This window comes from Longimicrobium sp. (genome assembly GCF_036387355.1).
In the GTDB taxonomy this organism is placed as follows: Bacteria; Gemmatimonadota; Gemmatimonadetes; order Longimicrobiales; family Longimicrobiaceae; genus Longimicrobium.
On sequence record NZ_DASVTX010000008.1, the window covers coordinates 1 to 16961 of the forward strand.

The window sequence follows — 16961 nt, forward strand, 5'->3', positions numbered from 1 at the left end:
ATGCACGCCGGCCGGTCACAACCTGTCCGCCGGTCCCCCTGTTTCACGCTTCCCGCCACCATGCTCCCCATCCCGCCGCCACGCCCGGAACTCGGCCCGTTGAAGCCGCTGTCCAGCGCACGCACCAGCTTCACGCGGCGCGCCGACGGAGTCCTGGTGCTTACCATCGACCATGACGTGATTCGCGGGGTCACGCCGCCCATCCTGCGCTGGTGGTTCGAGAACCTGGGCGAGACCATGGAGCACGCCGGCCGCACCTGGCCGCGGTACCTGCTCTGGCATCCACGCGACCACATCCACTGGGAGCTGGCCCGGCGCTCCCCCACGGGCGGAACGGGGCAGCGCGCGTACTTTCGCATCGTGGAGGCGTTCAATGCCGATCCCCGGTTCTACGTCGATTCCACGGAGTACGTGGAGAAGCTGGATGATGAGGGGATCTCGCTGGTGCGCACGATCGCGGGCGCGGAAGTGTTTCGGCTGGAACACCGCTTCCGCGAGGTGGAGGGCGGAAGCGAGTATCGCTCCCGGATGACGGTTGGGCTCGCGCTGCCGCTGGTAGGACCCGCGTTCAACCGGTGGGTGCGCCCGCGGCTTCTGTCCGACGAGGCCGCGCGCGCCTGGCTCAAGCACAACGTGGAGGAGGTGGGGCTGCTGGAGCACCTGCTTCCCGCCGTGTACCCCCGCCCCGTGGCGGCGCTGGTTCCGTGAGCCTCGGCCGGTGCAATGTTGTCCGCGTCCCCTGAGGCTGCAGTTGGGGATCCCGGATCTCTCGAAAAGCGTGTAGAGGCTTGTCCCGCGGTTTCACTTCGTAAAACAGGGAGGCGATGATGGGCGTAACGGGGATTGGTGGATTCTTTTTTCGCGCAAAGGATCCTAAGGCGATGCGCGCCTGGTACGTGGAGCACCTGGGCGTGGGATCGGCGCCGTACGGGCAGTGGGATACGCAGGCGGGCCCCAGCGTGTTCGCGCCGTTCGCGGCCGATACGGACTACTTTGCCGCGGACCATCAGTGGATGCTGAACCTGCGCGTGGACGACATCGACGGCCTGATCGCCAAGCTCCGCGCGGGTGGAGTCGAGGTGATCACCAAGCCCGAGTGGGACATGCCGGGCGTCGGCCGCTTCGCGCGCATCCACGACCCCGAGGGAAACCCCATTGAGCTGTGGCAGCCGGACGAGACAGAGTAGGGGTTACAGCCAGCCCGCCTGCGTGCGGGACGATATCATTTCATGCGAGAGGCAAATCATGAATCCGGTGACGATGAGAACACGTTTGAATGTCTTGGCCGCCGTGCTGGTGGTCGCGAGCGCGTGTGGAGAGCCGGGGCGTGTCCCTGCGCCAAACATCCCCCCGTACCGCTCGTTCGATCAAAAAACGCGTATTCTTCGCGTCAGGCAGGGCGACGAAGAAATGAACGCGGCAATCGATCGCGCGCGCTCCACCTTGCCGCACCTGGTCCAACGGCTTACGCACGCCCCGGCGGGAATGACGTATCTGGGGGTTAAGGTTCGGCTGGCCCGATCAGACGGGCCGGCCGAGTTCATCTGGCTGGAGGACGTTACCTACGCGGACGGAAAGATCGCCGGGAAACTGACGGAGGATGCTGAGTTGTTCCCGGAATTTCGCGTTGGAGACCCGGTTCGTGTAGAGCCGGGGCAGATTACCGACTGGATGACCGTGGAGAACGGACGTGCCTGCGGCGGCTTCACCCAACGGATCGTAATGGCGGAGGCAGGCGCCAAAGTACTCGCTGCGTACCTCGCGGAAATGGGCATCCCCCGTCTCCCGCTCGGGGACGTGGTCTGCGACTCTGGGCCGACCGGCAGCGAGCGCTGAACGCAAGCCGCGACTCCGCGTACGGCATCGGCCGGTCAGCGCACCATCTCGCGGAGGGACTGCGAGCCGGCGCGGCTGGCCACGACCTCCGAGCCGTCGGCAAAGCGGACGGACAGGCGCCGCTCGTCGTAGGGGCGGATGGCGGAGACGTGGTCCAGGTTCACGATGTGCGCCCGGTGAATGCGGCGAAAGCACGCCGGGTCCAGCCGCCGCTCCAGTTCGTTCAGGCTGATGTCGGCCAGCACGGGGCCGGCGGCCAGGTACAGTGTCACGTAGTCGCCCGCGCCCTCAATGCGGTGCACGTCGCGCATGCTCACCGGCACCATCTCCCCGCGCCGCCGCACGAACAATCGCTCCAGGTACGGCTCGGGCGGGCTCGATGGAGCCGGAGCAGCCGTCGGCATCGGCGCGAGCGGGGCGGAGAGGCGGCGCGCCACGCGGTCCACCGCGGCCTGAAAGCGCGTCCAACCAAACGGCTTTACCAGATAATCGTACGCCTCCACCTCGAACGCGCGCAGTGCATAGTCCGGGTACGCCGTGGTGAACACCGGCGCGGGGCGATGCGCGGCGCGCTCCAGCACCTCCAGCCCGCTGCACTCCGGCATCTGCACGTCCAGAAACACCACGTCCGGCGCCAAGCGGTCGATCAGTTCCACCGCGGCGTTCCCGCTCTCCGCCTCGCCTACCAGCACCAGCCGCGGATCGCGCTCCACGAAGCGCCGCAGCCGCTGGCGGGCCAGCGGCTCATCTTCCGCGATCACCGTCCGCAACGCCATCGCGCTCATCCCTGCCCCACGGCCGCGAGTGCCGGCGCCCCGGCGGGCAGCGCGAGCGCGACGCAGAATCCGGCGCCCGGCGCCGTGGTGATCCGCATCTGCCCGTCATCCCCGTAGCGCGCCTCTACCCGCCCGCGCACCAGCCGCAGACCGGCGCCCTCCGCTCGCTCCACCCGCTCGGGAATGGCGCCCGGCCCGTCATCAACCACCGAAAGCAGGAGCCGTCCACCTTCCCGCGCTACGCGCACGCGGATGGAGGTGGGCGCCACGCGCGTGGACGCCGCGTGCTTCACCGCGTTCTCCACCAACGGCTGCAGCACGAAGGTGGGGATGGTGCATCGCAGGGCATCGTCATCCACCTCCAGCGTGGCGATGAGTCGCGTGCCCAGGCGGAGCTGCTCGATCCACAGATAGTCTCGCACGAGTTGGATTTCCTCGTCCACCGGCACGTCGTCCGCGGCGCTCCGGCGGACGTCGCAGGTGCGGTGCAGCAGCGCGCCGAAGCGTTCGATGGCTTCCTCGGCGCGCCCATCGCCCGCGCTCACCAGTTCCAGCAGCGAGTGCAGGGTGTTGAACAGAAAGTGCGGATTGATCTGCGCCCGCAGCGCCTGCATTTCCGCGCGCGCCCGCAGCGCTTCGGCCCGCGCGGCGCGTGCCTCCTGCTCGCGCAGGCGGTCGCCCACCTGGCCCACGTAGCGCACGCTCGCGATGGTCAGGTACAGCAGCACGCCCGCGCCAAGCTGCCAGCGTAGCTCGTCGAAGCTGAGCGCGAACGGCCGCCAGCGACCCGTCCACAGCGACTCTACGGCGGTGCGCGTGACGATCATTCCGCCGCACCACGCCAGCGAGTACGCGGCGGCCAGCCCGGCGTGAATGGCCAGGAACGCGCCCCGGCCGCGGCTGCCCCACGGGATGCGCGCGCAGGCAAACACCACGCCGATGCCCGCCAGCGCGGCGGGAACGGTGTTGTGCAGCGCAAGCAGCAGGCTGTCGGCCGCGGAGTCGCCGCCGGCCATGATGGCGCCGAAGTACGCCGCGAGCATGGGGAGCCACGCCGCGGCGTACAGGGTCCAGCGGCGACGGCCGGAGCCGGCGGTGGATGCCGTCATCGTCATGGGGAGCGGGGAGCGGATGCGCGACACAGCACGGCGCGGTCAGAAGGTTGGGGCGGATGTCGATCCGGGCGGGCCTCGTTCGTCGACAGGATGGAGCGGCGACGGCCCGCGGAGTGCCGGGCGCTGCCGTCCATCATCCTGACGAACCTGGAACCGGAGAAGCTACGATGCAGAACACGGCCACATACGTGAACGCCGCCACCCGCGCAGACCGCGCGACCGTCGCGCCGGCGCGCTGGATGCTCGTGACGGGGCGCGTGCTGACGGGACTGGTCGCCGTCTTTCTGCTGATGGACGGGGCGCTGCGCGTCATCGGCTTCGCGCCGTACGTCGAGGGCACGGTGCAGGCCGGGTATGCGGAAAGCCTCGCCCCCGGCATCGGCCTGGCGCTGCTGGTGCCCACGCTGCTGTACCTGGTCCCGCGCACGTCCATTCTGGGCGCCATCCTGCTGACCGGCTACCTGGGCGGCGCCACCGCGACCAATCTGCGGGTGGGAATGCCGATCGCCTTTCCCCTGGCGTTCGGAATCCTGGTCTGGGCCGCGCTGTACCTGCGCGACGGCCGCCTTCGCGGGATGATTCCCGTGCGACGCTGAACGCCGCGCTGTCTCACCGTCGCGTTGATCCGGCTTCGCCGATCGCGGCGCCGCGAGCACCTGCCGCGCGGCGCCGATCGCGGCGCCGCGAGCACCTGCCGCGCGGCGCCGATGTTCGTGGCACGACTGCGGATCAGGGTGCGGGGAGGCGCAAGGTGTCCGCCGCGGCGCGGAGCAGTGCCGCGCGGTCGGCTGGATCGGCGGGAACGTCCAGGATGACGCCGTCGCCTTCCACGCGCACGCCGGCCGCGGTGCGAAAGTCCATCGCGGGATACCGAAGCCGCCATCCCGGGGCCACCATCACGTCCGCCGCGGAAAGCATGGCGCCCTCCGTGCGCGCACCGACGGTGACGGCGCCGCGCGTTTCGCGGAGCATGGCGGCCGTGGCTTCCGCGGCGCTCCCGGTGTTGCCGTCGATGAGGATGGCGATGCGCCCGCCGTACGTGCGCGCCAGGCCGCCGCCCATCATCAGCATCCCCGCGCCGCCCGCTGCCTCCACGGAATCCGCCAGCAGTGCGCCGGGCAGATCGGCGGGGAGCGCGGGCACCGTCGCGGGGTCCAGCGCGGCGGCGGTGCGCAGCCCCCGGCTGTCGAAGCCGCGGCGCACGACCAGGTAGCCGGCGGCCACGGGCGCCGCGAGCAGGTGCTGCCCCAGGCGGTAGGCCAAGTCCACCGAGCCGCCCTCGTTGCCGCGCAGGTCGATGACGATGGCCGGCAGCCCCGCCATTTCCGCGAACGCGCTGTCCATCCGCACCACCTCGGGCGGCAGCGCCTCGCCGGAGGGCTCGAAGCTCGTGATGCGCAGATACCCCATCGACGGCGACAGCGTCTGCCAGCTCACGACCGGGGCGGCCGACGACGGCGCGGGTGCGGCCGGAGCGCGCGGGGCCTGCGCGTTCGCGGAGGCGGGCCGTGGGACGCGCGGGACGGCGTTGAAGTTCAGGTGCGACGTGCCGATCGCGCGAAGCAGCCCGGTGATGACGGCGAACGCCTCGGCATCGGTGCGCGCGGCGGCGGCACGGGGGCGCGCCTGGGCCACCAGCCGGGGCCAGTCCGCGCCGTTGTACGCGGGATCGTAGAAGTGGCGCTGCAGCACGCCCACAACACTGTCGAACACCGCCGTCCCGGTCAACGGCGCCAGCGTTTCGCGCGGCAGCCGGATGCCGGACGCGGCGAGGGACGGCTGCCCCGCGGCGCTCCAGGTGCCGCGAAGCGAATCGCCGCGCACGGCCACGTCCAGCGTGTTCTCGCGCTCCCACGCCGTCGCGCGGGCCACAAACCCCGAATCCGTCCGTGCCGCCGAGGTCGGCACGATGGTCTGCACCCGCGACATCGCGTGCGGGGTGAGCACGCCGCCATGCTCATCCACCGACAGCACCACCGAGAACGGCTGCGCGCCCTGCACGCGCACCAGCCAGTTGCCGGCGACGGTAGGCCGCGTCTGCGCCTGTGCGGCGGTCGCGAGCATGGGCGCGAGCAGGAACGCGGGGATCAGATATCGGCAGAGAGACGGTGTCATCGCTCGATCGGGTACGGGAGACGGACCAGCCACGTGCGCCAACGGTGGCCTGTCCCCGCGCCGTGCTCAAGCGTCGTTCGCCCAACCGTCCTCCCGCGCCCCCGAACGGGCCGTACCGGCGCCGGGTGGCAGGGTCGCAGCAGGGGGCTGCCTCACAGTTGATCGTGGGCACGTGGGGCAAGTTGTCGCGGCGCAGCGTCGCTACCTGGCGCCGTACGCGGGGCGCCCTGCTTCGCCACAGGGCGGTCCAATGCTCAGTTTCTCTTCAGGATCAAGGTGATCTTCAGGGGTCCCACAAGCGTTGTTGATACGAAAGCAGATGATGCTGTTGAGCTCTATCCGCGAAGATTCGTACATGCGACCGTGAGGGCGGCGCACCCAGTGCACCGCCCTCGGAGATGTTAAAACAGCGGGCGACGGACCGAAACGACCGGCCCGCCGCTCCATCATCCTGGCGAGTTTCTGCTTCGCGGGGGGTCAGTGCCGGGGAGACCAGGAGGCGGGCGCCCTGAGGGCGCTGAATCCCGCATCGCCACCTTCGGCTTGACAGTCAGTCGGCGCTGAAAAGACGACTGCCCCGTCCGCGGGGGTCCTGTACTGTATCCGGCAGTCCGGCGGAGACGTGGAGGTCGTGCCGCTCAAGATCCACTCGTAGTCGTTGGCCCCGCGCACCCACGAGCCCGACCCTGTGCGCGTCCATGTCCGGCTTTCGACCGTCATCTGGCGCAGATTCTCGCTCAGTGAAGGAAATCGCAGCTCGGAATTCGTACCGCTCCAGGTCAGCGCGGTCACCGTTCCGGATGGAATGGAAATGCGGTACACCGAGGTTCCCACGCTGCTGTGCGACTCCGTCCAGTTGCGGCACTGCATGACCACCCGCGCATCGAAGTACTTTCCGCTCACGGGCTCCACCCAGAATCCCGATTTGCCGCACGGGAACCACGGCCCCACCGTGGAACCGCCCGTTTCAGTCGCGACAAACGCATACACCGACTCGCCGCGGGGCGAATACGCGGTGCGCAGGGATGGGGTAACACTGCTGGGACCCTCGATCGCCTGTTCGCATGGGTTGGCGTTGATGTATGTGAGCCAGTCCTGGTACACTTGGCGGGTGGAGTCCGGGCCCGTGCGCAACCGCTCGTCATCGGCGGAATCCACGGATACGAACTGCCGGATGCATTGGTCCGGTGTCGTGGAGCGGGGCCCTGCCACCCGGGCGATGTACCCCGATGAGTTATAGGCCGAGTCGACGAACTCGAACCGGTACACGACAGAATCGGTCCGCACGGTGGGAAGCCACCATACGGCGCTATCCGCGTCGTGCGACATCTCGTTGCGGGAGAGCAGGCTGCCGTTGCTGCCCCGGCGCAGAGAGCCGCCGGCGTCGGGCGTACCGGGCGCCCAGCTGCCGTTCGCCCAGCGATAGGTCAGCCTCGTCCCGTTAGGCTGGCGAAAGTTGATCTGCTTTCCGCCATGCAGAACGTCGGGGTTGACGCCGCTGTACGGGAGCGTGAACAACGACTGGGTACTACCCGTTGCGCTGTCGCGCTGAACTGTGAACTGCCCGTTCTTCATCCAGTACCGCTGCCCGCATAACGGGGCGCCGGTGCGTCGCGCGGCCGCCTTGAGCGACTCGTAGATATTCAGGAACGGCTTGCCGTCGGTGGTCCAGCCCCCGCGCCTGCTCCCGTCCAGAATGAGCGATACGATCTGTTCGCTGGTCAACCGTGGATCAAAGGATTTGAGGAGACCTGCCGCGGCGGCAACGTGAGGCGCCGCGTACGAAGTTCCGGTACGCAGGCTCACGCCGCCGGTATCCGCAACGGAGACCAGGTAGCCGGGAGCAAAGATCGAGACCAGCGGCCCCGTGTTGGATCCCCTCATGACCGGTGCCGCGGGCGCCGTCCACCTCGGACGCACGTGCTGCGCGGCAGAATCTCCCTGGGCCGAGGCTCCCACGACAAGGACCCGGGACGCGAAACGGGGATCTCCCGCGAGCTTTGGCAATCCAGACATGGCGGCGTCCAAGCCGAGGTTGCCGGCCGACAGCACGTAAAGGGGCCGGATTCCGAACTCGTGCTCAAGCTGATCCAAGCCCGTAGCCCATCCCCGATAATACTCGTCAGCAAACGCGACGTCCGCGGGAGCCGACGGGTTCGGCGGACGTTGAGTTCCGTCCGGGTTCAAGAAGTACTGGCCGCGCGCGATGTTGAGCACGGCGGCGGAATCCTGAAATGCCCGCCGGGCGTCCGCCCCTGGCAGGCCCGCATCGTTCGTGACGTGCCCGGACCACATCAACCCGGCCATGCCCTGCCCGTCGTTTGCAGGCGCGCCGATGATGCTGGCTACCCGATCACCGTGGATTCCCTCGTCCACGACGGCTATGGTCGTGGCGTCGGCGCCCTTCTCACAGCCCCAGCCAAATGGCGCGGCCACGGCTTCGGCGCCCCAGTTGGGTCCACCCGCGCTATCGGGCACCAGCTGCCAGTCCGTCCGTCTCCACCCTGTTCCGTCGTTGGACACGGCGTACTGGCCCTGATCGGTGAGCGTAAGGATCTCCGGTCCGGCATACGCCACCTGGGGCATGGTGCGGAGCCGGTCAACCGCCGTCCACAGCGGCCCTGCTGTTCCATTGTCCTTGATGAGGACGAAATAGCTCATGCCGTTTCCGCCAATCACCTCTCCGTTCACCACGTCGATCGCGGACCGCCGATCTTCATGGCTCGCATCGTACTTGAAGATGATGCTCACGATGTTCAGCGGGTACGGCCCCGGGAGCCGGGTGTCGTTCCAGGCAAGACGCGGGAGTGCATACAGCCGGGCTACGGAATCCGGGGAGATCAGCCAATTTTCGGGGGGCAGCTGGGAAATCGGCTTCTCCGCAGGCATGTACGTGAAAGCCCGGACGGAGAACGATACCGAGGCCACTGACCGGGGAATGCGGAATTGCCAGCGCTTCCAGGCCGAGGTGGCGTTGGTGGGCAGGATGGTGTCGTACCGGAAGTACGGCTGGTTGGCCGCCGAGAAGTTCTGCGAGCCATCCGGATTGTTGACGTATACGGTGCCGGTGTCGTACCCCGTCGTGTACGCCGTAATCGTCGGCAGCTTTTCGAAGAAAATCTTGATGCCCGTCCGGGTGACCCCGTCCGGCGTCCCGATGGGGACGCTCATGAGATTCTGGACGGCGGCGTCGAACGAGGTGAGATACGCAACACTGTCGTACTGCAGATTGGTGGAGCTCATCTTGATCTGCCCGGTCCCCAGCAGCGCCCGCGACGGGCCGCCTGCCGTTCCGGACGCTCCTTCCGTGCACTGAACACCGCCGCTCCGGACGGTAAGCGTGCAGGTGAAGAGCGCCGACTGGTACTCGTGCCCGGCGGACGGATCTGGCGGGAGCGCAAGGGCCGTTGTATCGCGGCACCCCATGCAGCTCAGGGCCACTGCGGCTGTGATGGCGAACATGGCTGTCTTCCTGCTTGGGAGAGTATTGTGGAGCATGTTGCGGTGCGTGGATGGAAAGAGTGGAGTCGCACGGCGGGAATTGCCGGGGACAGTGGTGGGGGAGCAGCTCTCCATTCCGCGGCGTGTCTGGCATGGAGTCGTCCCCGCTGTGCGGAACACCGTACGGTGTACGTCAACGGGTACCCACAACAGTATGTGACGGGAAGAACGCCTTCCGTTTTGCCTGGGATGCCCTGCGTCCCGAAGGGCGGGTTCCCCAGTCGCGTCTGCTCCCGGGGTGGCCCGAGCGCCCGCGGGGCGGGAGAGCTCAAGGAGCGGGAGAAAGCGTCAGCGCGGTGTCCAAGACAACGCCATCACGACGCCGGGCGTCACGCCGATGCTCCACGACCACACGTTGCGCGGCCCGGTCGCTTTTGACGACAGCTTCGTACGTGTAGGGATCAGTCCTGAACGCGCACGTGTCCCCGGAGTGTACGGAGCGTACCAGGAGCCGAATCGCGCCGTCGTCGTTCCGCCAGGCGCTCCCGCGGACCCTTTCGTTCGCGCAGGGCGTTTCTATGTATCCACGAACCGTGATCCGGGCTCCTTCTCCCTCCGCCGTGATCGGCGGAGGGCGGCGCGACACGAGGGTAGCCGAATCGAGGATTATGGTGTCGCGCAGTACCGGGAGTGCATCGAACCTGAGGGACAGATCAGGCCCACCGCTGTCACGGCACGCGGCGGCCGAAGCGACAAACAACAGGCAGATCAGGGCTTTGTTCTTCATACGCTGTCAAAGAGTGCAGAAGTCCGTAGCCAGTGGCGACTGGTCACATCCAAGCTGTTCCGGATAACCAGGCACGATGTAGGTCGCCTGTTGCGCGACGACGTCTCGTCCATCGGTAACTTCAAGTCTGAGGGAGAACCCGGTTGTCCCCACAACGCCCGTGTAGGTGCTGCCCAGGGAAACCGCTTGCTCGCTCCCATCCCGATACCACGCGTACCGGTATGGGGAAAGTCCTCCGCTGCGGTGCGCCGTCCAGGTATAGGTGCCTGGCGGCGTAGGCGACGACGGTCCCGAAATGGAGACGCCCAGCGGGAGAATATTGCGAGCCGCGGCTTCTGCATCCAACCGGTGATGTGGCCCCACTGAAGTGCTTACGAGCCGGTCGCGAACCTGAGCGGCACTCAACGACGGATTCGCGGCCCGCACCAGACCAGCGATGCCGGCAGCGGTTGCGGCAGAAGCGGAAGTGCCCCCGCTCACCGCATACCGTGCGGGGATGCAGTACGACGATCCCGAGCACGCGGCGGCTAGTGTAGTGCGCCCAAAGTGCCTTTAGCTCTTCCGGCCTTGTCGAGAATGTGCTGCACGGAAGCGGTCCAGACGAATGGCTTTGGAGAACGGTTGCGGTTTTCGATGTAGCTCGTGATGGCTGCGATCAGCTGATCGACGCTGTTGACGGCGAGGCGCTTGAGCTGGCGCTGGGTCAGTTCTCCGAAGAATCGCTCGATCAGGTTCAGCCAAGAGGAACTTGTCGGGACGAAGTGGAAGTGCACGCGCTCATTGGCCGCGACCCACTGTCGAACCGCCTCGTGCTTGTGCACGGAAGAGTTGTCCAGGATAAAGTGGACTTCGAGGTCCGCAGCGACGGTGGCGGCCACCTTCTTGGCGAACCTCAGGAACTCCTGGTGGCGCTGCCGGGGAGTGCATTCCCCGATAATCTCGCCGGTGGCCACGTCGAGTGCGCTGAACCGGCTGGTGGTACCATGGCGCTTGTAGTCGTGCGTCATGGTCCCGGCCCTTCCCTTCTCCAGCGGCCAATCTCGGCTGGGTGCGGTCCAGCGCCTGGATCTGTGTCTTCGCGTCGACGGAGAACACCACGGCGCGCTCCGGCGGGGAGAGATAGAGGCCGACGACATCATGGAGCTTCTCCACGAAGTGCGGATCCCTGGAGATCTTGAACGTCTGAACGCGGTGCGGCTTCAGGCCGTGCGCCTTCCAGATCCGCCCGATGGTGGAAGCGCTCACCCCAGCCGACGGCGCCAGCGTGCGCTGGCTCCAGTGCGTTCCGCTGCCCGCCGGAGGCGCCTGCTGCGTCATGCGCACCACTTCGGCGATCTTCTCCGGCGTGATCTCCCGCGGACGCCCCGGGCGGGGCAGATCACGCAGAAGCCCTTCGACACCGCTGGACTCGAAGCGATCCAGCCAGGTCTGCACCGTCGGCCGGGAAACCCCGACCTGTGCGCAAATCTCCGTCGGCTTCTGCCCCGCCGCGGAGGCGAGTACAATCCGGCAGCGCTCAACCACACGCTGCGCGGTCGTGCGGGCGCGGACAAGGCGCTCCAACTCGGCCCTGTCCGCCTCGCTCAAATGGATCATTCGATTGCGTCTCTGCATGGCTCACAATCTACAACATGCCATGCAGGACGGAAATTCACTTCGGACGCACTACACTAGGGCGGCAGGCGAGTAGCGACGAGCAGTGTGCCGCTTGGGCCGCACGGCCGCGGCACGGTCGTTTGTGGACCGGACGAATCGAGCGGGTGTTTAGAGCTGAGTTGGGCAGGAGAGGTCCTTCGGGGCCAGCGGACGGAGAAGGGGATCAACCGGCAACGGGCCGCGGTACGGCGCGCCAAGGCTGCGCGCCGTACCGCCGCCGTCGTGCCGTCTAGGCGTAGCAGCGGCAGATGGAGTCCACCCAGCACGACCGCTCATACCGGGTGAACCCATCAAGCGGCGGCGCGACGGCCACCGGATCGGCCGCGAATGCCGGCTCACCCTCGCCGTTCACCGCGGGGTCCAGGGAGAAGCTGTCTACCACGAGATCGTTCGGATCGAGACGCATGGGAATGCTCCAGGAAGGGTGGTGTGGATGGCTCGGCGGCACTCCCTCACGGTTGCCGCTACTAATCGCACGATAACCCTACCAACCAAGGGGGTGGCGCGCAAGCCTTGGGACCTTCGCAGCCTGGCGCCCCTGATGCGGTGTTGGCGGTTGCGGGAGCGGGGCGGGCTTGGGCGGCTGGCCGGCGTGGCTTGCCCCGGCGTGGTCTGGAATGGCGGTGGGCCGGGCCGTGCTCGTCGCGCCCTCGATGGCGCTCGGCGTCCCCAGCCCTGGCGCGGGGCGTGGACGTGGAGTACGTCGCGGCCACGCTTTGCTGGACGGCCTCTGGGACAGGGTTCACCACGAGGGAGCGGGACCGGGGCTCCTCCGTCGGGCGGGCGTGGCATGTGCTGGAGAGTGTGGAACGCACCACTCACTGCAGGGAACCGCAACTCCGAAGTCGTACCGCTCCAGGTCAGCGCGATCGGGGTTCAGTTGCCAACCGCGGTGCGCAAACCTTGGCCGTCCTCCGGCCTGCGAAACGCTGGCTCAACTCCGGTGATGAAGATATCCGGAAATGCGCGAACCACCTGCGGCAGTGCAGAAAGCCTGTCGACGGCGGCCCAGAGCGGAGCGGCCGTCCCGTTGTCCTTCACGACGATCAGATACGCCCCGGCGCGCCCTCCGATCACGGTAGCTCCAACGACATTCAGGGCTGACTGCTTCTCCTCTTGGGAGGCACCGGGAGCAAACGTTACCTCCAGGACACTTCGTGGATAGCGCCCCCCGAACCGGGGATGGTTATACGCAACCTTCGAGTAGAGGATTGCAACCGAGTCGGCCGAAATGATGTACCCCGTCGGCGCTGGATCCGGGACAAGTGGCTCGGAAGGCACGTACGTGAACACCCGGACGGAGAACGCGACCGAGGCCACCGAGCGGGGAATGCGGTACTCCCACCGCTTCACGGCGGAGACGGCGTTGGTGGGCAGAATGGTGTCGTACCGGAAGTACGGCTGGTCCGCGGCCGTAAAGTTCTGCCGTCCGTCGGGATTGTTCACATACACCGTTCCGGTGTCGTATCCGGCCATGTACGCGGTACTCTTCGGTTGCTGTTCGAAGTAGACCTTGAGGCCCGTGCGGGTCACCCCGTCCGGCGTTCCGATGGGAGCGCTCATGAGGTTCTGTACGGCGGCATCAAACGAGGTGATGTACGCGATGCTGTCGTACCGCAGGCTGGCGAAACTCATCTTGACCTGGCCCCCGCCCAGCAGGGCCCGCGACGATCCGCCCGGCGTTCCAGGCTCGCCTTCCGTGCACCGCATTCCGCCGCTCCAGACGGTGATGGTGCAGGTGAACAGCGCCGACTGGTACCCGTAACCCGCTGGCTGCTCGGGCGGGCGCGCGAGCGCCGTGCTGTCGCGCCACCCCATGCAGCTCAGCGCAACCGCGGCCCAGATCGCGAGCATGACTGTTTTGCTTCCAGCTTTCGTGCCGATCGTCATCGTCGGTAGGGAAGGAGAGCAGAATGACCCGAGCGGGAAAGATCGTACGCTTCGGGCGGGGCGGCGGCCTCTGTGCCGGGACGGAGTTTCAGGGTGTGGGAGAAAGCTCAAGGACAGTGTCGAGAACAGCGCCATCAGCCCGCCGCGCGTCACGCAGATGCTCGACTACGACGCGCTGCCGCGGTCCCGCAACGTTATCCACCGTCGCCACATACGTGTAGGGGTCAGTGGTGAACGCGCATGTACCTCCGGTTCGTTCCGCCCGTACCCGAATACGAATGACGCCGCTGGCGTCGCGGCGGGCGCTGACCCGGACTTTCTCGCGTGAGCACGGCGTCTCGAGGTATCCGCGCACGGTAATCCGGTGCGCCGCTGCTTCCGCGCGGGTAGGCGGAAGTGAGTACGGGCCACGCGGCGGATCAACAATGACCGTGTCACGCCGGATAAGTGACGCCTGGAACCGGAACGCCAGATCAGGCCCACTCGCATCATGGCAGGCGGAGGCTGCAGAGAGAAGCAGAACGAGGATCAGCGTCTGAGATCCCCTCTTCATCACGCGGTGCGCAGGTCTGTTTCAATTCGCGACGGCTCGCACGCAGGGCCGGGATCTCCGGGTGAGATGTAGGTCATCGATTCCACGAACATTCCCCGCGCGTCGGTAATCTGAAACGTGAGCGGGAACCCGGTTGCGTCTACGTCCCGGGGTAGCTGCTGCGAACAGTTACGGCCTGCCAATCCCTGCCCCGACAGCACGCGTTCGGTACCGTCGCGCACCCTTGACGGCGGGAAGGGTAACCGCACGTCGTGCACCATGTCAGGCGTGGCTTGTGCGAGGGAAACCGCGTTTCCGCACCGTCGATCATGTCGAGCGGTGTGCGCCGGACACCCGGACCATCAGCGCCTTCGCATGGCTCAACCTGCTTTCGACAGCGCGTACGCGCGGCTCCCGGACCGGTTCTTTGCCCGCGTCACGCCCACGCCCGTCGCGGCGCCTCGGCTGATCAAGGTGAACGAGCCGCTGGCGGCGGAGCTGGGCATCGACCCGGCGTGGCTCGCCAGCGACGAAGGCGTCGCCGCCCTGGCGGGGAACCGCGTTCCGGACACCGCCACGCCCATCGCCACCGCGTACGCCGGGCACCAGTTCGGCGGCTTTGTGCCGCAGCTGGGCGACGGGCGCGCCATCCTGCTGGGCGAGGTCATCGACCGCAACGGCAAGCGCCGCGACGTGCAGCTCAAGGGCGCGGGCCCCACCCCCTTCTCGCGCCGCGGCGACGGGCGGGCGGCGCTGGGCCCCGTGCTGCGCGAGTACCTGGTCAGCGAGGCCATGCAGGCGCTCGGCATCCCCACCACTCGCGCACTGGCGGCGGTGACCACCGGCGAGCGGGTGATCCGCGAGACCATGCTTCCGGGCGCGGTACTGACGCGCGTTGCGTCCAGCCACATCCGGGTGGGCACCTTTCAGTTCTTCGCCGCCCGCGGCGACGTGGAGGGCGTGCGCACCCTCGCGGATCACGTTATCGCCCGGCACTACCCGCAGGCGGCGGACGCGGAGCGCCCCTACCTCGCGCTGCTCGAGGCCGTAATCGCGGCGCAGGCAGAGCTCATCGCGCGGTGGCTGCTGGTGGGCTTCATCCATGGCGTGATGAACACCGACAACATGTCGGTCGCCGGCGAGACCATCGACTACGGGCCGTGCGCGTTTCTGGATGAATACGATCCCGGGATGGTGCTCAGCGCCATCGACAGCTACGGGCGCTACGCCTACGCCAACCAGCCCTCCATCGCGCAGTGGAACCTGACGCGCTTGGCGGAGTGCCTGATCCCGCTCCTGGGTGACGATGCGGACGCCGCGGCCGCGGATGCCATCCGCGCGCTCGAGGATTTCGGCCCGGCGTTCGAACGGGCCTATCAGGCCGGCCTGCGGAGCAAGCTGGGCCTGGCCACCGAACGCGAAGGCGACGCCGCGCTCGTAAACGATCTGATGCAGGCGATGGCGGCGAACACCGCGGACTTCACGCTCACCTTTCGCGGGCTGAGCGAGGCGGCGGCGGATGAGGCGCGAGACGCGGAGGTGCGTACGCTGTTCGCCGACCCCGCCGCGTACGACGCGTGGGCGCCCCGGTGGCGGCAACGGCTGGCCGAGGAGCCGGGCGACCCCGCCGCGCGCCGTGATGCCATGCTCGCCGTGAACCCCGCGTTCATCCCGCGCAACCACCGCATCGAGGCGGTAATCCGCGCGGCCGTGGACCGGGACGACTTCGCCCCGTTCGAGGAGCTGCTGACCGTGCTGGCGCATCCGTACGACGCCCAGCCGAGATTTGAGCGGTACATGGAGCCGCCCGGGGCGCACGAGCGGGTGCAGCAGACCTTCTGCGGCACGTAGGCCCGGCGGCACCTCCGGAGCGGGCCGCGGCGGTTCCGGCCCGCTCCGGTGGTCCCGGCGTAAACCATCCGTTCGCGGGCCGCGTCCAAGGATCGTTGCCGATCCCTCACACCGATGCCGTCCGTGAACCCACATCGCCGCACCTTCATTCTCGCCGCGCGCTGCCTTGCGGGCGCCCTGATGACATTCGCCGCGCCGCCCGTGCGGGCGCAGACGCCCACCGGCTTTCCCGCGCGGTGCGCGCCCAACGAGGTGCAGGTGCTGCTGCTGGGCACCTACCACTTCGCCGGCTCCAGCGGCGATGCCGCGCAGACGCCCGCGCAGGACATCCTGGGCCCGGAGCGGCAGGCACAGCTGGAGCAGCTTTCGGCGCGGCTGGCCGCGTGGGCGCCCGACCAGATCGCCGTCGAGTGGCCGCTGGAGTTCGCGGACAGCACCACGGCGCGCTACCGGCGCTACACGGCATCGGGAACCAGCCAGAGCCGCAACGAGGTGGTGCAGGTGGGGTTCCGGCTGGCGCGGCGGCTGGGCCACCCCACCGTGTATCCCATCGACCGGCAGATGGTCCTGGGCAACGACTCCATCGAGCCGCTGCTTGCGCGCCGGCCGGAGCTGCGGCGCCGCACGGACAGCATCATGGTGGTGCTGCGGGCGCAGGCCGATTCTGCCTCAGCCTGGCAGCGTGGAACCACGATCATCGAGCACCTTCGCCGCGCCAACAGCGACGAAGCGCTGCACGGCGGAAACTCATGGTCCATGTTTGGAAGCTGGCTGGCCGCGGGCGACGGCCAGAACGTGGGCGGCCCGCAGCTGCTGGCGCGCTGGTACGAGCGCAACATTCTGATGGCGCACAACATCACGCGCATCCTGCGGCCCGGCACGCGGCGCGTGCTGGTGCTCGTCGGCTCCGGCCACGTGCCCGCGCTGCGCACCATCCTGGACGAGTCGCCGGACTTCTGCCC

The 16961-nt window shown here is 67.9% G+C and carries 13 protein-coding genes and 1 pseudogene; 6 read left to right on the forward strand and 8 right to left on the reverse strand.

From position 1 onward, the window contains the following. The first annotated feature begins 156 nt into the window (after positions 1-156). From VF665_RS00370 to VF665_RS00380, 3 genes are all read left to right on the forward strand, one after another. The gene (locus tag VF665_RS00370) at positions 157-708 is read left to right on the forward strand and encodes a hypothetical protein (protein ID WP_414677871.1); all 552 of its coding nucleotides are present in this window, start codon (positions 157-159) and stop codon (positions 706-708) included. A gap of 119 nt (positions 709-827) precedes the next feature. Continuing rightward, positions 828-1187 carry a VOC family protein gene (locus VF665_RS00375; protein WP_331051421.1) on the forward strand — a complete coding sequence of 120 codons (360 nt, stop codon included), beginning with the start codon at positions 828-830 and terminating at the stop codon, positions 1185-1187. A 58-nt stretch (positions 1188-1245) separates the two neighbouring features. After that, positions 1246-1836: a DUF2314 domain-containing protein gene (locus VF665_RS00380; RefSeq protein ID WP_331051410.1), complete on the forward strand. Its 591-nt coding sequence runs from the start codon at positions 1246-1248 to the stop codon at positions 1834-1836. 35 nt (positions 1837-1871) lie between these two features. Here VF665_RS00380 and VF665_RS00385 read toward each other — a convergent pair whose 3' ends face one another. Both VF665_RS00385 and VF665_RS00390 read right to left on the reverse strand, forming a co-directional pair. Beyond that, entirely contained in the window at positions 1872-2612 is a 741-nt protein-coding gene (locus VF665_RS00385) for a LytTR family DNA-binding domain-containing protein (RefSeq protein ID WP_331051411.1), read from the reverse strand. Positions 2613-2617: 5 nt separating this feature from the next. Further along, positions 2618-3721, reverse strand: a complete 1104-nt coding sequence (locus VF665_RS00390) for a sensor histidine kinase (protein WP_331051412.1) — start codon at positions 3719-3721, stop codon at positions 2618-2620. A 173-nt stretch (positions 3722-3894) separates the two neighbouring features. On the opposite strand from VF665_RS00390, the gene VF665_RS00395 reads away from it, so the two are divergent. Then, positions 3895-4323: a DoxX family protein gene (locus tag VF665_RS00395; RefSeq protein WP_331051413.1), complete on the forward strand. Its 429-nt coding sequence runs from the start codon at positions 3895-3897 to the stop codon at positions 4321-4323. Between the two features lie 133 nt (positions 4324-4456). Here the strand turns inward: VF665_RS00395 and VF665_RS00400 are convergent, their stop codons facing one another. The 6 genes and pseudogenes from VF665_RS00400 to VF665_RS00420 all read right to left on the reverse strand — a co-directional run bounded on the left by VF665_RS00400 (position 4457) and on the right by VF665_RS00420 (position 13616). After that, the gene (locus VF665_RS00400; RefSeq protein WP_331051414.1) at positions 4457-5842 is read right to left on the reverse strand and encodes a S41 family peptidase; all 1386 of its coding nucleotides are present in this window, start codon (positions 5840-5842) and stop codon (positions 4457-4459) included. Positions 5843-6319: 477 nt separating this feature from the next. Next, a complete protein-coding gene (locus VF665_RS00405; protein WP_331051415.1) occupies positions 6320-9304 on the reverse strand; it encodes a S8 family serine peptidase in 2985 nt (994 codons plus the stop codon). A gap of 772 nt (positions 9305-10076) precedes the next feature. After that, positions 10077-10550 (reverse strand): S8 family serine peptidase, encoded by a 474-nt coding sequence (locus VF665_RS25970; protein WP_414677875.1) that lies wholly within the window; start codon positions 10548-10550, stop codon positions 10077-10079. A 47-nt stretch (positions 10551-10597) separates the two neighbouring features. Continuing rightward, positions 10598-11684: pseudogene (locus VF665_RS00410) on the reverse strand (IS630 family transposase). 271 nt (positions 11685-11955) lie between these two features. Then, the gene (locus tag VF665_RS00415) at positions 11956-12132 is read right to left on the reverse strand and encodes a hypothetical protein (protein WP_331051416.1); all 177 of its coding nucleotides are present in this window, start codon (positions 12130-12132) and stop codon (positions 11956-11958) included. 470 nt (positions 12133-12602) lie between these two features. Next, on the reverse strand, positions 12603-13616 hold the full coding sequence (locus VF665_RS00420) for a hypothetical protein (RefSeq protein ID WP_331051417.1): 1014 nt from the start codon (positions 13614-13616) through the stop codon (positions 12603-12605). A 907-nt stretch (positions 13617-14523) separates the two neighbouring features. On the opposite strand from VF665_RS00420, the gene VF665_RS00425 reads away from it, so the two are divergent. Together VF665_RS00425 and VF665_RS00430 are read left to right on the forward strand one after the other, a co-directional pair. Further along, positions 14524-15999, forward strand: a complete 1476-nt coding sequence (locus VF665_RS00425) for a protein adenylyltransferase SelO (RefSeq protein ID WP_331051418.1) — start codon at positions 14524-14526, stop codon at positions 15997-15999. 123 nt (positions 16000-16122) lie between these two features. Then, positions 16123-16961 (forward strand): DUF5694 domain-containing protein (locus tag VF665_RS00430; protein WP_331051419.1); only part of this gene is annotated, 839 nt, incomplete at its 3' end.